The 18,390-nt window shown below is 61.6% G+C and carries 14 protein-coding genes; all 14 read left to right on the top strand.

The genetic code is table 11. From position 1 onward, the window contains the following. The first annotated feature begins 103 nt into the window (after window positions 1–103). Window positions 104–511, top strand: a complete 408-nt coding sequence (gene flgB, locus AC58X1_RS21515; protein WP_101317765.1) for a flagellar basal body rod protein FlgB — start codon at window positions 104–106, stop codon at window positions 509–511. A 2-nt stretch (window positions 512–513) separates the two neighbouring features. Then, complete coding sequence (flgC, locus tag AC58X1_RS21510; RefSeq protein WP_101317767.1) at window positions 514–957, top strand: flagellar basal body rod protein FlgC; 444 nt, start codon at window positions 514–516, stop codon at window positions 955–957. 15 nt (window positions 958–972) lie between these two features. After that, window positions 973–1,674, top strand: coding sequence for a flagellar hook assembly protein FlgD (gene flgD, locus AC58X1_RS21505; protein ID WP_101317769.1), 702 nt, complete (start codon window positions 973–975; stop codon window positions 1,672–1,674). Window positions 1,675–1,701: 27 nt separating this feature from the next. Beyond that, on the top strand, window positions 1,702–3,051 hold the full coding sequence (flgE, locus tag AC58X1_RS21500) for a flagellar hook protein FlgE (protein ID WP_101317771.1): 1,350 nt from the start codon (window positions 1,702–1,704) through the stop codon (window positions 3,049–3,051). Between the two features lie 69 nt (window positions 3,052–3,120). Then, window positions 3,121–3,306 carry a hypothetical protein gene (locus AC58X1_RS21495; RefSeq protein WP_150569791.1) on the top strand — a complete coding sequence of 62 codons (186 nt, stop codon included), beginning with the start codon at window positions 3,121–3,123 and terminating at the stop codon, window positions 3,304–3,306. 180 nt (window positions 3,307–3,486) lie between these two features. Beyond that, entirely contained in the window at window positions 3,487–4,227 is a 741-nt protein-coding gene (gene flgF / locus AC58X1_RS21490) for a flagellar basal-body rod protein FlgF (RefSeq protein WP_150569790.1), read from the top strand. Window positions 4,228–4,273: 46 nt separating this feature from the next. After that, entirely contained in the window at window positions 4,274–5,059 is a 786-nt protein-coding gene (gene flgG, locus AC58X1_RS21485; protein ID WP_101317777.1) for a flagellar basal-body rod protein FlgG, read from the top strand. Between the two features lie 47 nt (window positions 5,060–5,106). Further along, on the top strand, window positions 5,107–5,802 hold the full coding sequence (flgH, locus tag AC58X1_RS21480) for a flagellar basal body L-ring protein FlgH (protein WP_101317779.1): 696 nt from the start codon (window positions 5,107–5,109) through the stop codon (window positions 5,800–5,802). A gap of 12 nt (window positions 5,803–5,814) precedes the next feature. Next, entirely contained in the window at window positions 5,815–6,924 is a 1,110-nt protein-coding gene (locus AC58X1_RS21475; RefSeq protein ID WP_101317781.1) for a flagellar basal body P-ring protein FlgI, read from the top strand. Between the two features lie 10 nt (window positions 6,925–6,934). Beyond that, the gene (gene flgJ / locus AC58X1_RS21470; protein WP_497429436.1) at window positions 6,935–8,131 is read left to right on the top strand and encodes a flagellar assembly peptidoglycan hydrolase FlgJ; all 1,197 of its coding nucleotides are present in this window, start codon (window positions 6,935–6,937) and stop codon (window positions 8,129–8,131) included. A 12-nt stretch (window positions 8,132–8,143) separates the two neighbouring features. Further along, window positions 8,144–10,183, top strand: a complete 2,040-nt coding sequence (flgK, locus tag AC58X1_RS21465; RefSeq protein ID WP_497429435.1) for a flagellar hook-associated protein FlgK — start codon at window positions 8,144–8,146, stop codon at window positions 10,181–10,183. A 13-nt stretch (window positions 10,184–10,196) separates the two neighbouring features. Further along, the gene (locus AC58X1_RS21460) at window positions 10,197–11,795 is read left to right on the top strand and encodes a flagellar hook-associated protein 3 (protein ID WP_150569788.1); all 1,599 of its coding nucleotides are present in this window, start codon (window positions 10,197–10,199) and stop codon (window positions 11,793–11,795) included. 121 nt (window positions 11,796–11,916) lie between these two features. Beyond that, window positions 11,917–15,498, top strand: a complete 3,582-nt coding sequence (locus AC58X1_RS21455) for a glycosyltransferase (protein ID WP_497429434.1) — start codon at window positions 11,917–11,919, stop codon at window positions 15,496–15,498. 53 nt (window positions 15,499–15,551) lie between these two features. Then, complete coding sequence (locus AC58X1_RS21450) at window positions 15,552–18,305, top strand: glycosyltransferase (protein WP_497429433.1); 2,754 nt, start codon at window positions 15,552–15,554, stop codon at window positions 18,303–18,305. Window positions 18,306–18,390 lie beyond the last annotated feature (85 nt).

The following is an 18,390-nucleotide window of genomic DNA, read 5'->3' as shown; positions in this document are numbered from 1 at the left end:
GCAAGGCTGACCGCCCTGATCCCGTGCCTTCCAGCTGGTTGGCACAGGCCTTGCTATAACTTCGCCAACGACACTCCGGCCCCATCGGCGAAGGTTTGCATCCATGAGCATCAGTTTCGACAAAGCGCTTGGCATCCATGAAAAAGCCCTGGGCTTTCGCGCCCAGCGCGCAGAGGTCCTGGCCAACAACATCACCAACGCCGACACGCCCAACTACAAAGCGCGTGACATGGACTTCTCGTCGGTGCTGGCGGCTGAGAGCGACAAGCAGCAAAACGGCCGCATCGCGCTCGACCGCACCAATACTCGCCATATCGAAGCGCAGGGCCTGGCCATGGGTGACGACACCCTGAAGTACCGTACACCGACGCAGCCGTCGGTCGACCAGAACACCGTCGACGCTCAGGTCGAGCAGGCCAACTACACCGAAAACGCGATCGGTTTCCAGGCCAGCTTCACTTTGCTCAACAGTAAATTCAAAGGGCTGGTATCGGCCCTGCGCGGAGAGTAACCATGTCCCTTTCCAACGTTTTCAATATCGCCGGTAGCGGCATGAGCGCGCAGAATACCCGCCTCAACACCGTCGCTTCGAACATTGCCAACGCCGAGACGGTCTCGTCGAGCATCGACCAGACCTACCGCGCACGTCACCCCGTGTTCGCCACCACCTTCCAGCAGGCCCAGGCCGGCATGGGGCAGTCGTTGTTCGAAGACCAGGGTGAAGCGGGGCAGGGCGTGCAGGTAACGGGCATCATCGAAGACCAGAGCAATCTGGAAGCCCGCTACCAGCCTAATCACCCGGCGGCCAACAAGGACGGTTACGTCTACTACCCGAACGTCAACGTGGTCGAAGAGATGGCTGACATGATCTCGGCGAACCGTTCGTTCCAGACCAATGCCGAGCTGATGAACACTGCCAAGACCATGATGCAGAAGGTACTGACCCTGGGTCAGTGATAAGGAATCCGGACCATGGCTATCAACAGTACCAACCTCAATGAAGTGATCGCAGCGTCGGGTGTCAGCACCGGGACCAAGAAGGTGACCACCGATACGGCATCCAAGACCGGCACTGATTCGCTGGGCAAGGATGCGTTTCTGCAGTTGCTGGTTTCCCAGATGCAGCACCAGAACCCGCTTGAACCGCAGGGCAATGGCGAGTTCGTGGCGCAGTTGGCGCAGTTCAGCAGCCTTGAAGGCATCACCTCGCTGAACGAGTCGGTCAATGCAATCACCAGTTCGCTGGGTTCGTCCCAGGCGCTGCAGGCGTCGTCGCTGGTCGGTCGTTCGGTGATCGTGCAGAACGACAAGGCGGTGGTTGACACCAGTGCAAGCTTCAATGGGCAGTTTGTGGTGCCGGAAGGCATCAGCGAAGCCAAGATCACGGTCAAGGACAAGGACGGCAATACCGTCAAGACCATTGAGCTGGGCGAACAGAAAGCCGGTTACGCCGACTTCATCTGGGACGGCACCAACGACAAGGGCGTCAAGGTCGATCCGGGTACCTACACCTTTACCGCCAGCACCATGGTGGACGGCAAGTCGGTACAGATGAATACCCTGCTGCCGGCCAAGGTCACCAGCGTCAGTTTCAGCGCCAATGGCGAAATGGTCCTCAACCTCGCCGGCGTCGGCAAGGTCTCTCTTTCCGACGTACAAACCATCGGTATCTAAGGCCAGAACGGCACAAGGAGCAACAGCATGTCTTTCAATATCGGCCTTAGCGGTCTGTACGCAGCCAACAAGCAACTGGACGTCACCGGCAACAACATTGCCAACGTCAATACCAATGGCTTCAAGTCCTCGCGCACCGAGTTCGCCGACGTCTATGCCGGCGCCAACCGTCTGGGCGTGGGCAAGAACCAGATCGGCAATGGTGTGCGCCTGGCCGCGGTTTCCCAGCAGTTCAGCCAGGGTGACGTGAACAACACCGGCAACGTGCTGGACATGGGTATCCAGGGGCGCGGCTTCTTCGTGTTGTCCGACAACGGCACCCAGGTCTATACCCGTGCCGGTGCCTTCCAGAACAACAAAGACAACTTTGTGGTGACCTCCGACGGCCTGCGTCTGCAGGGCTACGCAGCTGATTCCAACGGCAAGATCCAGAAGGGCATCCTCACTGACCTGAAGATCGACACCTCGTCACTGGCGCCAAAAGCCACCACGTTGATCGATCAGGGCATCAACCTGAACTCCTCGGCAACCTCCATTCCGCTGCCGGCTACCCCGCCTGGCGCGGGTGATATCGTCTTCGACCCGGCTGACGAAACCTCATACACCAAGTCGTTCCCGACCAAGGTTTTTGACAGCCAGGGTAACGAGCACACCATGGAGCAGTTCTATCGCAAGACCGGCAAGAACGAGTGGACCATGTATACCCTGGTCGACGGCCGTAACCCGATGGATCCGACCAGCACCGCGCCGTTGGTGGGTACCGTCAGTTTCAACGAAGACGGCAGCGTTGCCTCGATGACGGCCGACCAGACTGGCCTGCCGACCGGCGCCGAATGGAGTGTGACCAACAATGTCTTCAGCATGAAGGGCTGGATCCCGGCCGAAAAAGACGGTGCCGGCAACTGGGGCTCCAATGGCTCGGCCGGCAACCCGGATGGCATGCGTCTGTCGATGAACAGCACTACCTCGTACAACACCGAGACCGCGCGCATGTCGCAGTCGCAGGATGGTTACGCCACCGGTGTTCTGTCGAGCCTGAGCATCGACTCCAGCGGCGTCATGTTTGCCAGCTTCAGCAACCAGCAGTCGCGGGCGATCGGCCAGGTGGCGCTGGCCAGCTTTGCCAACGAGCAGGGTCTGCAGCAGATCGGCGGCACCCGCTGGACCGAGACCTTCGCGTCGGGTATCCCGGGCGTTGACGCACCCAAGACCGGCACCCTGGGCGGCGTCGAGTCCAACTCGCTGGAAGCCTCCAACGTCAACCTGACTCAGGAGTTGGTCGAGCTGATCAAGGCGCAGAGCAACTACCAGGCGAACGCCAAGACCATCTCGACCGAGAGCACCATCATGCAGACCACCATCCAGATGGTCGGCTAAAAGCGCTGAGGATGGACACTGGACGAGCCCCTTCACTGCAAGGGGCTCGTCGTTTCAGGCAAGGTGGACATGAAAAAACTGATCATCGCCAGCGCTGCTGTGTTGTACCTGCTGCAGGCCCAGGCTGGCACCGCGCCGTGGTGGCGCTGGGAAAGCCAGGTGGATGGCCGGCTGGTGTGTTCGCAGTGGTCGCCAGGGGAGGGCTGGAAGCGTTTTGCCGGGCCCTTCAACAATGCCGGTTGCCGCGAATTGTAGCCAGTTGCCGCCGGCGGCAAGCAAGCGCCGGATATCCGGCGTGAGTATTTCCCCACTATCCCCCATGAGCCCGTAAACACGGGCTTTTTCATGCTTTGTAAAAGTTGGTTCGGAACTTGCTTTATCGCCTGTATAGCAGCGGCGAGCGGCAAGCAATCGCCAGTGCAGTGGAGGAAGACTGTGGACAAGATGCTTTACGTGGCCATGACCGGCGCCAGCCAGAACGCGCTGGCGCAAAAGGCCCATGCCAACAACCTGGCGAACGTTTCAACCAACGGTTTCCAGCGTGACCTGGAGCAGGCGCGCTCGATGCCGGTGTTTGGTGACAGCTTTCCGTCGCGAGCATTTGCCCTGTCCGAGCGCCCGGCCACCGACTTCACCGCCGGTGCGCTGGTGGAAACCGGCCGCGAGCTGGACGTTGCCGTGACCGGCAATGGCTTTATCGCCGTGCAGGCACCAGATGGCAGCGAAGCCTATGTACGCACCGGCAGCCTCAATATTGACGCCCTCGGCGTCCTGCGCGCTGGCAATGGCATGCCGGTGATCGGCAACGGCGGCCCGATTGCCGTGCCGCCCGAGCAGAAGGTCGAGATCGGCGAAGACGGCACCATCAGCATTCGCGCCATGGGTGAAGACCCGCGGGTGATGGCTGAGGTCGACCGGATCAAGTTGGTCAACCCGGACATCAAGGGCCTGACCAAAGGTACCGACGGCATGATCCACACCACCAGTGGCCAGCCTGCGGATGCCGACATCAACGTAAAGGTGGTGTCGGGTTTCCTTGAGTCGAGCAACGTCAATGCCGTCGAGGAAATGACCTCGGTGCTGGCCTTGTCGCGCCAGTTCGAACTGCACGTGAAGATGATGAACACGGCCAAGGAAGGCGATGAAGCCATGGCCCGGGTTTTGCAAATCAGCTAATCAATTTTGAACGGGTGCCGAAAAACAGGCGCGCGAGGAGAACACTATGCTTCCGGCACTTTGGGTCGCCAAGACCGGTTTGTCCGCCCAGGACACCAACCTGACGGTCATTTCCAACAACCTGGCCAACGTTTCGACCACCGGCTTCAAGCGTGATCGCGCCGAATTCCAGGACCTGCTGTACCAGATCAAACGCCAGCCTGGCGCTCAGTCGACGCAAGACAGCGAGCTGCCTTCGGGTCTGCAGGTCGGTACCGGTGTGCGCATCGTTGGCACCCAGAAGAACTTCCAGACCGGCAGCCTGCAAACCACCGAGAACCCGCTCGACCTGGCGGTCAATGGTCGCGGCTTCTTCCAGGTCTTGCAGCCTGACGGCACCGTGTCCTACACCCGTGACGGTACCTTCCACCTGAACTCCGATGGCCAGGTCGTGACCGCCAACGGTTTTGCCCTGGAGCCTGCGATCGTCGTCCCCAACGACGCCCAGACCTTCACCGTGGGCCAGGACGGTACCGTGTCGATCACCACCGCCGGCAACCCGGCAGCGCAGATCATCGGCAACCTGCAGACGGCTGACTTCATCAACCCGGCAGGCCTCCAGGCAATGGGCAACAACCTGTTTCTGGAAACCGCCGCCAGCGGCGCGCCACAGGTCGGTACCCCGGGCCTGAACGGCTTCGGTACTACCCTGCAGCAGACCTTGGAAAACTCCAACGTCAGCACCGTGGAAGAGCTGGTCAACATGATCACCACCCAGCGTGCCTACGAGATGAACTCCAAAGTCATCTCGACCGCCGACAAGATGCTCGGGTTCGTCACCCAGCAGCTGTAAACCTTAGGTCGCTGTTGCAGCGCCAGTTCTACCGTGAGGGAAGCGTCATGAGTCGTCTGTTGTCCGTATTCGCCCTGGGTGGGGCGGTGTTGTTGGCCGGTTGCGTCGCGCCGACGCCCAAGCCCAACGACCCGTACTACGCGCCGGTGTTGCCGCGCACCCCATTGCCGGCGTCGGCCAACAACGGCTCGATCTATCAGGCCGGCTTCGAGCAGAACCTGTATGGCGACCGCAAGGCGTTTCGGGTGGGTGACATCATCACGATCACCCTCAACGAGCGTACCTCGGCGAGCAAGAGTGCCAACTCCCAGGTGGGCAAAGACAGCAAGGCCAGCCTCGGCCTGACTTCGCTGTTCGGCGCCATCCCCAACACCAACAACCCGTTGGGTAGTGGTGACCTGTCGCTCGAAGCCGGCTACAGCGGTAACCGCGCGACCAAGGGCGACAGCAAGGCCGCCCAGGGCAATACCTTGACCGGTTCGGTCACTGTGACCGTGGCTGAAGTCCTGCCCAACGGCATCATCGCCGTGCGCGGCGAGAAGTGGATGACCCTTAACACCGGCGACGAGCTGGTGCGGATTGCCGGGCTGGTGCGCGCCGATGACATCGCCACCGACAACACCGTACCGTCGACCCGCGTCGCCGATGCGCGCATCACCTATTCGGGTACCGGTTCGTTTGCCGATGCCAGCCAGCCCGGTTGGCTGGATCGCTTCTTCCTCAGCCCGCTTTGGCCTTTCTGAGTACGGATGCCCATGCTTAATTTCAGGCAGCTGATTGCCGCAACCGTGCTTGTATCCTGTGCGTTCAGCGCCCACGCCGAGCGCCTCAAGGACATCGCCAGTATCTCCGGCGTGCGCACCAACCAGCTGATTGGCTATGGTCTGGTGGTCGGCTTGAACGGCACCGGTGACCAGACCACGCAGACCCCGTTCACCCTGCAGACCTTCAACAACATGCTCTCGCAGTTCGGCATCAAGGTTCCGCCAGGTTCAGGCAACGTGCAGCTGAAGAACGTCGCCGCAGTGTCGATCCATGCGGATCTGCCAGCGTTTGCCAAGCCGGGCCAGGTGGTCGATATCACCGTGTCGTCGATCGGTAACTCCAAGAGCCTGCGCGGCGGTAGCCTGCTGATGACCCCGCTCAAGGGTATCGACGGCAACGTCTACGCCATCGCCCAGGGCAATCTGGTGGTCGGCGGTTTTGACGCCGAAGGTCGCGATGGCTCGAAGATTACCGTCAACGTGCCATCGGCCGGGCGTATCCCTGGCGGTGCCAGTGTCGAGCGGGCCGTGCCGAGTGGTTTCAACCAGGGCAACAGCCTGACCCTGAACCTCAATCGCCCTGACTTCACCACCGCCAAGCGCATCGTCGACAAGGTCAACGAGCTGCTCGGCCCAGGTGTTGCCCAGGCCCTGGATGGCGGTTCGGTGCGGGTCACTGCGCCGATGGATCCAAGCCAGCGTGTCGACTACCTGTCGATTCTGGAGAACCTCGAGATCGATCCGGGCCAGGCCGTGGCCAAGGTCATCATCAACTCGCGTACCGGCACCATCGTCATCGGCCAGAACGTCAAGGTTTCGCCGGCTGCGGTGACCCACGGCAGCCTCACCGTGACCATTACCGAAGACCCGATCGTCAGCCAGCCGGGGCCGTTCTCCAATGGCCAGACGGCCGTGGTGCCACGTTCGCGCGTGAACGCCGAGCAGGAAGCCAAGCCGATGTTCAAGTTCGGCCCGGGCACCACGCTGGATGAGATCGTCCGAGCGGTCAACCAGGTCGGGGCAGCGCCCAGTGACTTGATGGCCATCCTTGAAGCGCTGAAACAGGCCGGTGCTCTGCAAGCCGACCTGATCGTGATTTGAGGGCGCTTTGATGAACTCCAAGAGTCTGGTTTCCAGTCAAGCCGACAGCGGTGCCTACACCGACCTCAACCGCCTGACCTCGCTCAAGCATGGCGATCGTGACAGCGAAGCGAACGTGCGCAAGGTCGCCCAGGAGTTCGAGTCGCTGTTCATCAGCGAGATGCTCAAAGCCTCGCGCAAGGCCAGTGACGTACTGGCTGAAGACAACGAGCTGAACACCGAGACGGTCAAGCAGTACCGTGACATGTACGACCAGCAGCTGTCCGTGAGTATGTCCCGCGAGGGCGGCGGCATCGGCTTGCAGGATGTGCTGGTGCGGCAACTGTCCAAGCAGAAGAACCCGGTCGCGACGCCCAACCCGTTCCTGCGCGGCGAGGGCGCAGGCCCTGCGCTGTGGGGGACCAAGGTGGCGACGCCGGTTCACGGCGATACCAGCAGTGCCGCGCGCAATGACGTCGCCGCGCTCAACTCGCGGCGCCTGTCGCTGCCTGGCAAGCTCACCGATCGGCTGCTGGCCGGCATCGTGCCGTCTGCCGGCAACCCGGCGCTGGCCGGCACTGGCGCGGCCCTGCCGGCGCGTGACGGGCAACTGGTCAATGGCGTGGTCAAGGGCGACTGGGAGCCAGCGCAAGCGTTTGCTGCCGCCGATGGCGGTACGCGCATCCTCGGTCGGGCCATGGCCCAGCCACCGTTGGCGCCGAAAAGGGCCTTCGGCAACAGTGACGAATTCGTCTCGACCATGCTGCCAATGGCTGAACAAGCGGCCAAGCGCATCGGCATCGACCCGCGCTACCTGGTAGCCCAGGCCGCGCTGGAAACCGGCTGGGGCAAGTCGGTGATGCGCAACACCGATGGCAGCAGCAGCCACAACCTGTTCGGCATCAAGGCCACCGGCAGTTGGCAGGGCGGTGAGGCGCGGGCGATCACCAGCGAGTTCCGCGATGGCGCCTTCGTCAAGGAAACCGCCGCGTTCCGTTCCTACGACTCCTATCAGGACAGTTTCCACGACCTGGTCAGCCTGCTGCAGAACAATGCGCGCTATCAAGATGCGGTCAAGTCGGCCGATAACCCAGAACAGTTTGTGCGAGAGCTGCAGAAGGCCGGGTACGCAACCGACCCGAACTACGCCAGCAAGATCTCGCAGATCGCTAAACAGATGAAGTCGTACGAGAGCTACGCAATGCTCGGTACCACCACGCAACGTTAAGGGTAGAGAACCATGGCGAGTTTGCTCAATATTGGCATGTCTGGGCTTGGAGCCGCACAGTCGGGGTTGTACACCCTGGGTAACAACATCGCCAATGCCGATGTCGCCAGCTACTCGCGTCAGCAAAACGTGCAGAAGACCAGCGGCGGCCAGCAGACTGGCCAGGTATTCATCGGTACCGGTACCACCCTGGCCGACGTACGTCGGGTGTACAACGCGTTCCTCGAGAATCAGTTGCGCACCACTACGTCGCTGTCCAGCGATGCCAACACCTACCTCAGCCAGATCACTCCGCTGGACAACGCCCTGTCCAGTGCCGATACCGGTATCACTGCAGCGCTGCAGAGCTTTTTCAGCGCCATGCAGGATGCCTCGGCCAAGCCGACCGAAGACGCCTCGCGCCAGTTGCTGCTGACCAGCGCGCAGACCTTGGCCAAGCGTTTCAATACGTTGTCTGCCCAGCTCAATCAGCAGAACAGCAACACCAACAGCAACATGGCTTCGCTGGCCACTCAGGTCAACAACCTGACCAAGACCATTGCCGATCTCAACGAGCAGATCTCCAAGGTCAGCGTAGTCACCGGCCAGCCCAACGATCTGCTCGACCAGCGTGACGGTGCAGTCCGCCAGCTGACGTCACTGATCGGCGCCGATGTGGTCGAGCAAAAAAACGGCAACTACGACATCTACCTGAAGAACGGCCAGGCGCTGGTATTGGGCAACACCACCCAGACCCTTGGCGTCGAGCCGAGCGCGGCCGACCCGACCCGCATGAGCCTGATCCTCAATCGCGGCTCGACCAAGATGGACATCACCAACAGCACCAGCGGTGGTGAGCTTGGCGGCCTGATCCGCTACCGCAAGGAAACCCTCGACCCGGCGCTCAACGAGCTCGGTCGCGTGGCACTGGTGGTGGCTGATGCAATCAACAGTCAATTGGCCCAAGGCATCGACAAGGAAGGTAACTTCGGCGCCAGCCTGTTCGGCGACATCAACAGCGCCAAGGCCATCAGCGAGCGCAGCATCGCCAAGCAGGGCAATGCCGGCACCGGCAATATCAACGTGACCATTGCCGACAGCGGCAAGCTTGGCACCAGCGACTATCAGGTTACCTTCAACAACCCGGCCAACCTGAAAGAATATACCGTGCGCAAGTTGCCGGAAGGCACCGACATGGGCACGCACAACCTCGACGACGACCCGGCGCCGGTGTTCGATGGTTTCAGCCTGTCGGGCAATGGCGGCACCTATGCTGCCGGTGACAGCTTCAAGATCACTCCTACGCGCAATGCTGCCGCCACCATTGAGTCGGTGCTGACCGACCCCAAGCGCCTGGCCATGGCCTCGCCGCTGACCGCTACCAGCGGTTCGGGCAACAAGGGCACTGGCGTGATCACCCAGCCAACCCTTACCACCAAGTTGGACATCTACGACGCAACCGAGCTGAACAAGCTGCAGACCGGCCTCAAGTATTCCACCCCGGTCAAACTGGTGTTCGGCGACGATGGCGCCTCGCCGCAGAGCTACACCCTGTACAACGCCAAGGGTGACTCGATCGGCACCGGCACGATCATCCCCGGCCAGGACAACAAGCTGCAATTGTCGGTGCCTTTGACCGATGCCAACGGCAATGCTCTAGGTGGCAATTTTACCTTCGAGATGAACGTCAACGGCGCGCCAAAAAACGGCGACAGCTACAGCGTGGCGCTGACCGGTTCGGGTTCGGCGGATAATCGCAATGCTCAGTCTGTGCTCGACCTGCAAACCAAGTCGACCGTAGATGTGGGCGCCAACGGCAAGGGCATCAGCATCAGCGACGCCTATGCCAAGCTGGTCTCCAACGTAGGCGGCAAGGCCGGCCAGGCGAAGATGGACAGCGACGCCACCGGTGCATTGCAGAACTCTGCGTTGGACAGCCGCAATTCCTTGTCGGGGGTCTCGGTCGATGAAGAGACCGGCAACCTGATCAAGTTCCAGCAGTACTACACCGCGTCGTCGCAGATCATCAAGGCGGCCCAGGAAACCTTCGCCACCTTGATCAACAGCCTTTAAGGAGCCGTAGACCGTGCGCATTTCCACTTCGCAGTTCTACAACACCACCAGCGCCAACTATCAGCGCAACCTTGCCAACACGGTGAAGAGCCAGCAGGAAGCCAGCGACAACCTGCGCATCCGTACTGCGGCCGACGATCCGGTAGGCGCTGCGCGTCTCCTGCAGCTTGAGCAGCAACAGAACATGCTCAAGCAGTACAGCGGCAACATCACCAACGTGCGCAACGCGCTCGGTACCAGCGAGAGCACGTTGAACGCCATTGGCAATATTCTGCAGCGTGTCAACGAACTGGCCATCAGCTCGGGCAACGCCGGTTTTACCGACTCCGATCGCAAGGCCAACGCTGATGAACTCGGCTCACTGGAAGAGCAACTGTTCTCGCTGATGAACAGCAAGGACGAGAACGGCAAGTACCTGTTCTCTGGCTCCAAAGGCGATACCCAGCCTTATGTGAAGAACGCTGACGGCACCTACAGCTACAAAGGTGACCAGACCAGCCTGCAGCTGCAGGTGGGTGACATGCTTAGCCTGGCCGCAAACGAGACCGGTTACGATGCCTTCGAGCAGGCGCTCAATACCAGCCGCACCGAAGCCAAGTTGACCTCGCCTGCCGCGGCAGACTCGCGCATCAACATGTCCAATGGTCAGGTCGCCGGCAGCTCGGTATTCAACGACCGCTTCCGCAGCGGCGAGCCGTACACCATCGAGTTCACCAGCAGCACTCAGTTCAAGATCACGGCCGCCAATGGCGATGACGTGACCAACGAAGCGTCCCAGGGCGGCAAGTTCGACCCCAAAGGCACCAATACCTCGATCAACTTCCGCGGCGTTGACCTGCGCCTTGATATCAGCTTCAAGCCAGGTGACGAAGCCGACTATGATGCCGCGCTGCAAGGCCACTCGTTTACTCTCGGCGCCAAGCCAGACAGCATCAGCGGCACCCGCAGTGCCGGCAATGGCCCGTCCGGCAGCCAGGTCACCGGCGCAAGCATCAGCGATGAAGCCCTGTACAAGGCGGCATTCCCCGGTGGCGGCGCGATCCTCAAGATTTCTGAAACCGACCCGACCCAGTTCGACCTTTACGCCGCACCGTTGAGCGCTGACAGTCGCCCGGTCAGCAGCGGTACATTGAGCGGAAGCGGCACGGCCGCTGACCCGTATACCGCAACTGCTGCCGGGGTGACGTTCACGTTGTCGACCGCCCCGGATGCAGGTGATTCTTTCTCGGTCAAGGCTGATACCCACCAGACCCAGAATGTGCTCGACACCCTCAGCCAGTTGCGCACGGCACTGCGCACGCCGGTCGATTCGGACCCGGTCGCCAAGCAGAACTTCAAGGCTTCGCTGGATGCAGCCATTGGCAACATTGGCAGCGCGATCAATCAGGTCAGCTCGTCCGTCAGTGCTATCGGTGGACGTGGCCAGGCGCTGGATGTGCAGGCAGAAACCAATGAAGCGCTGAGCACCGAGAACAGCAAGACCCAGACCTCGATTCGCGAAAGCGATCCGGCCGAAGTGATGCTGCGGCTGCAGCGCCAGACCAACATGCTGCAGGCGTCCCTGCAGGCCTTCGCCAAGGTCGCCGGGTTGTCGCTGGTCAATTACATCTGATTGTTCCAGGCCGGCATCGCCATCCACGCAGGGTCCCGTGAGGGGCCCTGCAGCGTGCCACACACTGGATTCGCCATGCTGGCTGTCACAGTGAACCGTAAACCTTGTCAAGGTCGTCATCGTGAGTGATCAGCCCGTCGTCAGCATTGCCATTCCTGCCTTCAATGCTGAATTCTTCCGCGCCACGCTGGCCAGTGCCATCGCCCAGGATTACCCCAATCTTGAGATCGTCGTCTGCGACGACAGTGCCGATGAGCAGATCGAGACCATCTGCGCCGAGCTTGGCAAAGACAGCGCGGTGCCGCTGCGTTACTTGCGCAACCCGGTGCGACTGGGCTTTGCCCGCAATCTGCAGGCGTGTCTGGCACAGGCTTCGGGTGAGCTGATCAAGTTTCTCTGCGATGACGATATGCTGCTCGACAGCTGCATCACTCGCCAGGCCAAGGTTCTGCAGGACTTGGCGCAGGTCAGTATGGTCATCTGCCAGCGCCTGGTGTGCTCGGCTGATGACATCCTGCTGCCTTCACGCTCGCTCAACAGCGTCATTGCCCCGCAGAGTGCCGTGCTGATCGGCACAGACCTGTTGGCGAGCATTGCCGACAATGCGCCGAACCTGTTCGGTGGCATTAGCCACGCGCTTTTCCGCCGCGCCCAGGTCGAAGAATATCTAAGCCATCTGGTGCTCGACGGCCAGGGCTTTACCGCGCGCCTTGACCTTGCCTTGTATGCATGTGTGCTGCGCCGGGGTCATCTGGCCAGCCTGGAGCAGGTGCTCAGTGTCGAGCGGGTTCACGCGGCCAGGCTCAGCCACAATGTTGGCGTTATCGAAGCGTTCAAGGTCGAAACCCAGTGGCTGCAACAGATGCTTGCTGCACGTACTGGCGACCTGCCGCCCGCCAATGGCTGGGTCCGTTACCTGCCACTGGCAGCGTTCAATGGCGAGCCGGATCAGCGCTGGGAAGAGTTTGATATCCGCCGTTTCTATTCCGGCCAGATCGCCAACTTCCAGCAGCAGGTCGGCAGTCAGGCACTGAGCTTTGCCGAGCTTTATGCGCAGTGGTTGGCCTGCCGCAACTTGTCGCCGGGGCAACTGCAACTGTTGCCCAAGCGCATCGAGCAATGGCCCAACCAGCCACGCATCGTGCCGGTCATCGTTTGCCAGCAGGGTGATGAGGCGGCTTTGCAGGAAACCCTCGATAGTCTGGCTGTACAGTCTTATCCAAGCGCGCAGATTCTGGTGCAGGGCCCGGCTGAGCTGGCCGGCGTGGATGCACCTGGAGTCTGCTACCAGGTCGTCCACGGCACCGGTCTGGCCGAGCTCAATCAGTGGCTGAGCGCCGCTGAGCAACCCGCCGACTGGGTATGGCTGTTGCGCGCCGGCGACCGGGTCCATGCTCACGCATTGGTGATTCTCGCCGAGCGCATGGCCCTGCGCACCGACAGCCTCTGCCTGTATACCGATGAAGACGGCTTCGACAACCTTGAGCCGGGTCGGCCGATCTTCAAGCCGGATTTCAACCTTGATCTGATGCGTAGCCTGCCTTACGTAGGGCGGATGCTTGCGTTCAACGTAACTGCGCTGCGCGCTTTGGGCGGCTTCGATCCTGAGTTTTCCGGCATGGCGGCCCATGACCTGCTCTGGCGCATGGTCGAGGCCAAGGGCCTGCACGTCGTAGAACATGTCCCACAGGTGCTTGTGCAGTGCCAGTCTGGCTATGCCGAATGGTTGGCCGAGGCGGATGCGCAGCAGCAGGCAGCGCGCGTGGTCGAGGCTCATCTGCGTCGCCTTGGCGTCAAGGCGCAGGTGCAGGGCCAGCCGGGCAGCCTGATCTGTCGCGTCAATTACCTGCATGAAACGCCAGCGAGCGTGTCGGTGCTGATCAGCGCAGGACACGACCTGCAGGCGCTCAGGCAGTGTGTCGAATCGCTGTTTGAACACACCCGGTACGCTTACTTCGAAGTGTTGGTAGTGGCTACTGGTGACGAGCCTGCCGACGTCCGTGATTGGCTGCAGGCCATGCGTGGCGTCGGCGCGGATCAGCTGCAGGTGGTCGAGGTGCAGGCGCAGGGCAGGGCCGCAGTGCTCAATCAAGCCAGCCAGCACGCACGAGGTGATTACCTGCTGCTGCTTGAGAGCGGTTGCGCGCTGTTTGACGGGCAGTGGCTGAGCGCGCTCATGGAGCAAGCCCAGCGCCCGGAAGTGGGTGTGGTGGGGCCGATGCTGTGCGCGGGCGATGGCAAGGTAGTATCCGCTGGCCTGGTACTTGGCCTGGGCGGTGCTGCCGCTGGCAGCCCCTTCGCCAGCAATAACCTGAACGCAGATGGCTACCTGAACCGCCAGCGCCTGGTGCAGAGCTGGAGTGCGGTGAGCCTGGATTGTCTGTTGGTGCGGCGTGAGCTGTTTGCGCAGTTGCAGGGGCTCGATACTGCCCACCTGCAGGCATCGCAGTTCGACCTTGACCTCTGCCTGCGCGCTCGCGACGCAGGCTATCTGGTGGTTTGGACGCCCTTTTCCCGAGTGGCCAAGCTATCGCGCGCGGCCGCATCGGCAACGCCCGACCAGGTGCAGTTGGCCGACACGCAAGCCTGCTACGATCGCTGGCTGCCGTCGGTGGCGCTGGACCCAGCCTACAACCCTAACCTGAGTTTGAAGCTGGGTAATTTCAATCTTGAGCCTGGCTTGCGCACTGGCTGGGATCCGTTCATTGCCAGGGTCATGCCTTCGGTGCTGGCTCTGCCGACCAATACCACGGCCATCGGCCATTACCGGGTCATTCAGCCATTCACCGAACTGGAGCGCGCCGGCTGGATTCAAGGGCGTATCAACTACATGACGCCCGGGTTGATCGAACTGCAGCGAGAGCAGCCGGATGTGATGATCCTGCAGTGTCGCTACACCCCGACAAACCTGCACGAAATGGCCCGGTTCAAGCGTTTTTCCAATGCCAGACGAATCTACGAGCTGGACGACTACATCGTCGAGCCACCCAAGAAGAACGACCATGCGCGCAACCTGCCAAGCAATATCCGCGAGCTGGTGGCGCAGGGAATTGGCTTGTGTGACCGCGTGGTAGTGTCCACCGAGCCTCTGGCTGACGCGCTGTCGAGCATGCACCAGGACATCCGCGTGGTGCCGAACATGTTGTCTGCACCGATGTGGAAAGACCTCGCCAGTCGCCGCCAGACCAGCGCTCGCCCGCGCGTCGGATGGGCCGGTGGTACCAGCCACCGCGGCGATCTGGAATTACTGCTGGACGTCATCAAAGCCTTGGTTGACGAGGTCGACTGGGTCTTCTTTGGCATGTGCCCAGAGCCGCTACGTCCCTATGTCAAGGAGTTTCACCGCGCCGTGTCGCTGGCCGAGTACCCGCGCAAACTGGCCAGTCTCAATCTCGATCTGGCGCTGGCGCCGCTCGAACAGAACCTCTTCAACGACTGCAAGAGCAACCTGCGCCTGCTCGAATATGGCGCGTGCGGCTTTCCGGTAATCTGTACCGATTCGCGGGCCTATGCCGGCTATCTGCCCTGCACACGGGTGAAAGACAACAGTACGGAACAATGGCTGGATGCGATCCGCATGCACCTCGCCGACCCGCAGGCCAGCTATCGCCAGGGTGATGCCTTGCGCGAAGCCGTGCTCCACGACTACATGCTGATGCCGCACCATTTGCAGCATTGGGCCAATGCCTGGCTGGCAGACTGAACCCTGGCGCCGGGCCTGGCCCCGCGCTGCAATGACCACTGAACAGGTGCTTTATGATCAAAACCGCAATTGGCTCGCGCAGTGATGTGACCGTTGTCCTGCTGGGACACGATCAGTCAGGCAGCCGTGCCCGCGCACTGCATTACTATGCTCAGGCTGGCGTACCTTGCATGGCCCTCGAGCCGCTTTCCGAAATGAGCGCCGCCGGGGTCTGGCTTGATCATCTGAGCATGTTGCTCAAGCAAGTGCAGACGCCTTTCGTCAGCTTGGCGCTGGACACCGATTTTGTCTTGCCCACCGCGCTTGATCAGGCAGCAGCGTGTTTGCATGCTCAGCCTCAGGCCGTGGCTGCACAAGGTTATGTGTTGGCTTACGCAGCCGCCAGCAGTGAGGTTGCATATCATAAGGTCGGTTCGGCGTTTGCGCCGCTGCAAGCGCCTGACGCTGTTGCGCGGCTGACGCGGTATGCCCAGGCCGGGCAGCAGGCCTGGCGCGCAGTGCAGCGCGTGGCGATCCTGCAAGCCGCAGTGGCAGCAGCGCCGAGCGAGTTGGATTTCGCTGGCATGCGCGTGGCGTTGTCCTTGGCGCTGCTGGCTCAGGGTGAAGTTGTCCAGCTTGAACAGACCGACGTGCTCGCCGAGTGGCAAGCCGGTGACGCGGCCTGTTCCGCCCGCGAGGAGCGCCTGACCCAGACTGTCCGCGCCCTGCGTGAATGGGACGAGGCGCGCGATGGCTTGTGTGCCGGTGATGACGGCTTCGTCCTGCTCAACCAGTTTGTTCGCAACAGTTACGACCTGATCGCGGCGCCGTTGATTTTCACTTCAAAGTGGACCAGCGTGATCGACGATCCGCAGCGCGACTTTGAGCCGCGCCAGGACGTGCAACTGCCTTATTACAATGGCGCCCTGTTTGCCCAACTGACTGAGCTTGAGTTTCTCAACCACGCCTGGCCGACTGGCCAGCAGCACCAGCAGGCCCTTGAAGGGGTATGGGTACGTCAGCGCGATCTGCTGGTGCAACACCCTAACGACACTGCCGAGAGTTTGCAGTACCGGTACTGGCAAGCCTTCGCCATGGGCATGTTCAACGCTGATGTGTGCCGTGAGCTGCTGGCGAGCCTCTCTGCCGAGGCAGATGCGCAACGCCGGCATGAGCTGGTGGACTGGCTGGCACGGCTGGAGCGAGTGCCTGCTGTGGATAATCTGCAGCAATTACAGGCCACGCCGTCGGGGCACGTGCTTGCCGCAATTGCTGCAGCCACCCCGGACGCGAGCTCTCATAAGCGCGTTCTGGCGCACCTGAACAAGCACGCCCCTGCGCAGCTCGCTTATGTCGTGCTTGACCTGGAAAACGACGACCTGGCCTTGCAAGCGACCTTTGACAGCCTGCTGGCCAGCGGCCTGCGCAACTTCAAATTATTGGTGCTGAAAGCCGGCAAACCGCCGACCATCACCACGCCGCGCGACACTCTGCATTTCATCCAGGTCAGTGATAGCAACTGGGTCAAGCACCTCAATCAAGCTGTGGCGCAACTGCCAAGCGAATGGTTGCTGCTGCTCGAGGCTGGCGACGTATTGCTCCCGGGCGGTTTGCTCCGGCTGCAGGTTGAACTGAGCGAAGCGCCTGCCTGCCAGGCGATCGCTGCCAATGAAGTCCAGCGTGACGACGAGGGTCGGCTGCACAGTGTCACGCGGCCGGGTGCCAACCTCGACCTGCTGCGTAGCCAGCCTGGGCTGATGGCGCGGCACTGGTTGCTGCGCCGTCAGGCCTTGCTCGATCTGGGTGGCTACAGCGAAGCCCATCCCAACGCGGCTGAGCTTGACGTGTTGCTGCGCTTGGTCGAAAGCCAGGGTGTGGCCAGCCTGGCGCACATGGACGAGTTCCTTGTGATTGGGCGCCAAGCGTCGCCGGCGTCCAAGCGCGACGCAGTAGCAGTCGTCAATCGCCACCTGACGCAATTGGGCTATCGCAGCCAGGTCAACGATCAGGGCGCGTCTGGGCTGGTGATTGATTTCCGTCACAGCAGCACTCCGCTGGTGAGCATTCTGCTGGCGTTCGAGGGCAACCTGGCGCAACTGCAGGCGTGCCTGACCTCGGTACTGCAGCGTACCCGTTACCCGCGCTACGAAATCATCGTCGCGGGTGCCGATCAGGCATTTGCCAGCGAGGCGGCTGCACGGGCATTGGGCGGGCGTGTACGCCTGGTCAGCGCGGCGCCTGGTGCGTCGCGCAGTGATCTGCTGAACCTGGCGGCCAGCCAGGCGCGCGGCGACTACCTGCTGTTGTTGTCCACGCGCTGTCATGTTGTGACCCCGGCCTGGATTGAAGGCCTGCTCAACGAAGCCCAGCGCCCTGAGGTAGGGGTGGTCGGTGCCCGCCTGCTTGAAGCTGCTGACGGCAGCCTGGTGCATGCCGGCTACGAGCTGCTCGCCGGGCCACAGGTGTACTCGCCATGGCAGGGCCTGTCGATGCTCCAGGCAGCCAGCAACAGCTGGGCCTCATCGGTGCGCAGCTGTGCGGCGGTCTCGGCGGATTGCCTGATGGTGCGCAAGGATGTGTTCGACCAATGTGGTGGTCTGCAAGGACTGGCCGGGGCCGATATCAATCTGTGCCTGGCTGCCAAGGAAGCCGGCCTGATGGTGGTGTGGACACCACGTTCGCAGTTGCTGCTCAGCCCTGCCGACAGCGTGGTTGCAGATCCAGCAGCAGCGCTGGCCGAGCGCTGGCCTGGGGCCTTCCATGGCGAGGCGCAGTTCGGCCACGCCTGCCTCCCGCACTCGCAGCAAGCGTGGCTCGCGCAGCTGTAATAGCTGGCGCGGGAATTGCAAAAGCCGGGTCATGGACCCGGCTTTTTTATGCCCGGTGGCAATTTATTGACAGGTCACAGGCCTG

The organism is Pseudomonas sp. PGPR N4, assembly GCF_059693665.1.
This window is presented reverse-complemented; position numbering and strand designations above follow the sequence as displayed.

Bases quoted from the DNA above. Each gene is read 5' to 3' on its own strand.
- flgB (WP_101317765.1), top strand. From the start codon at position 104: ATGAGCATCAGTTTCGACAAAGCGCTTGGCATCCATGAAAAAGCCCTG.
- flgC (WP_101317767.1), top strand. From the start codon at position 514: ATGTCCCTTTCCAACGTTTTCAATATCGCCGGTAGCGGCATGAGCGCG.
- flgD (WP_101317769.1), top strand. From the start codon at position 973: ATGGCTATCAACAGTACCAACCTCAATGAAGTGATCGCAGCGTCGGGT.
- flgE (WP_101317771.1), top strand. From the start codon at position 1,702: ATGTCTTTCAATATCGGCCTTAGCGGTCTGTACGCAGCCAACAAGCAA.
- AC58X1_RS21495 (WP_150569791.1), top strand. From the start codon at position 3,121: ATGAAAAAACTGATCATCGCCAGCGCTGCTGTGTTGTACCTGCTGCAG.
- flgG (WP_101317777.1), top strand. From the start codon at position 4,274: ATGCTTCCGGCACTTTGGGTCGCCAAGACCGGTTTGTCCGCCCAGGAC.
- flgH (WP_101317779.1), top strand. From the start codon at position 5,107: ATGAGTCGTCTGTTGTCCGTATTCGCCCTGGGTGGGGCGGTGTTGTTG.
- AC58X1_RS21475 (WP_101317781.1), top strand. From the start codon at position 5,815: ATGCTTAATTTCAGGCAGCTGATTGCCGCAACCGTGCTTGTATCCTGT.
- flgJ (WP_497429436.1), top strand. From the start codon at position 6,935: ATGAACTCCAAGAGTCTGGTTTCCAGTCAAGCCGACAGCGGTGCCTAC.
- flgK (WP_497429435.1), top strand. From the start codon at position 8,144: ATGGCGAGTTTGCTCAATATTGGCATGTCTGGGCTTGGAGCCGCACAG.
- AC58X1_RS21450 (WP_497429433.1), top strand. From the start codon at position 15,552: ATGATCAAAACCGCAATTGGCTCGCGCAGTGATGTGACCGTTGTCCTG.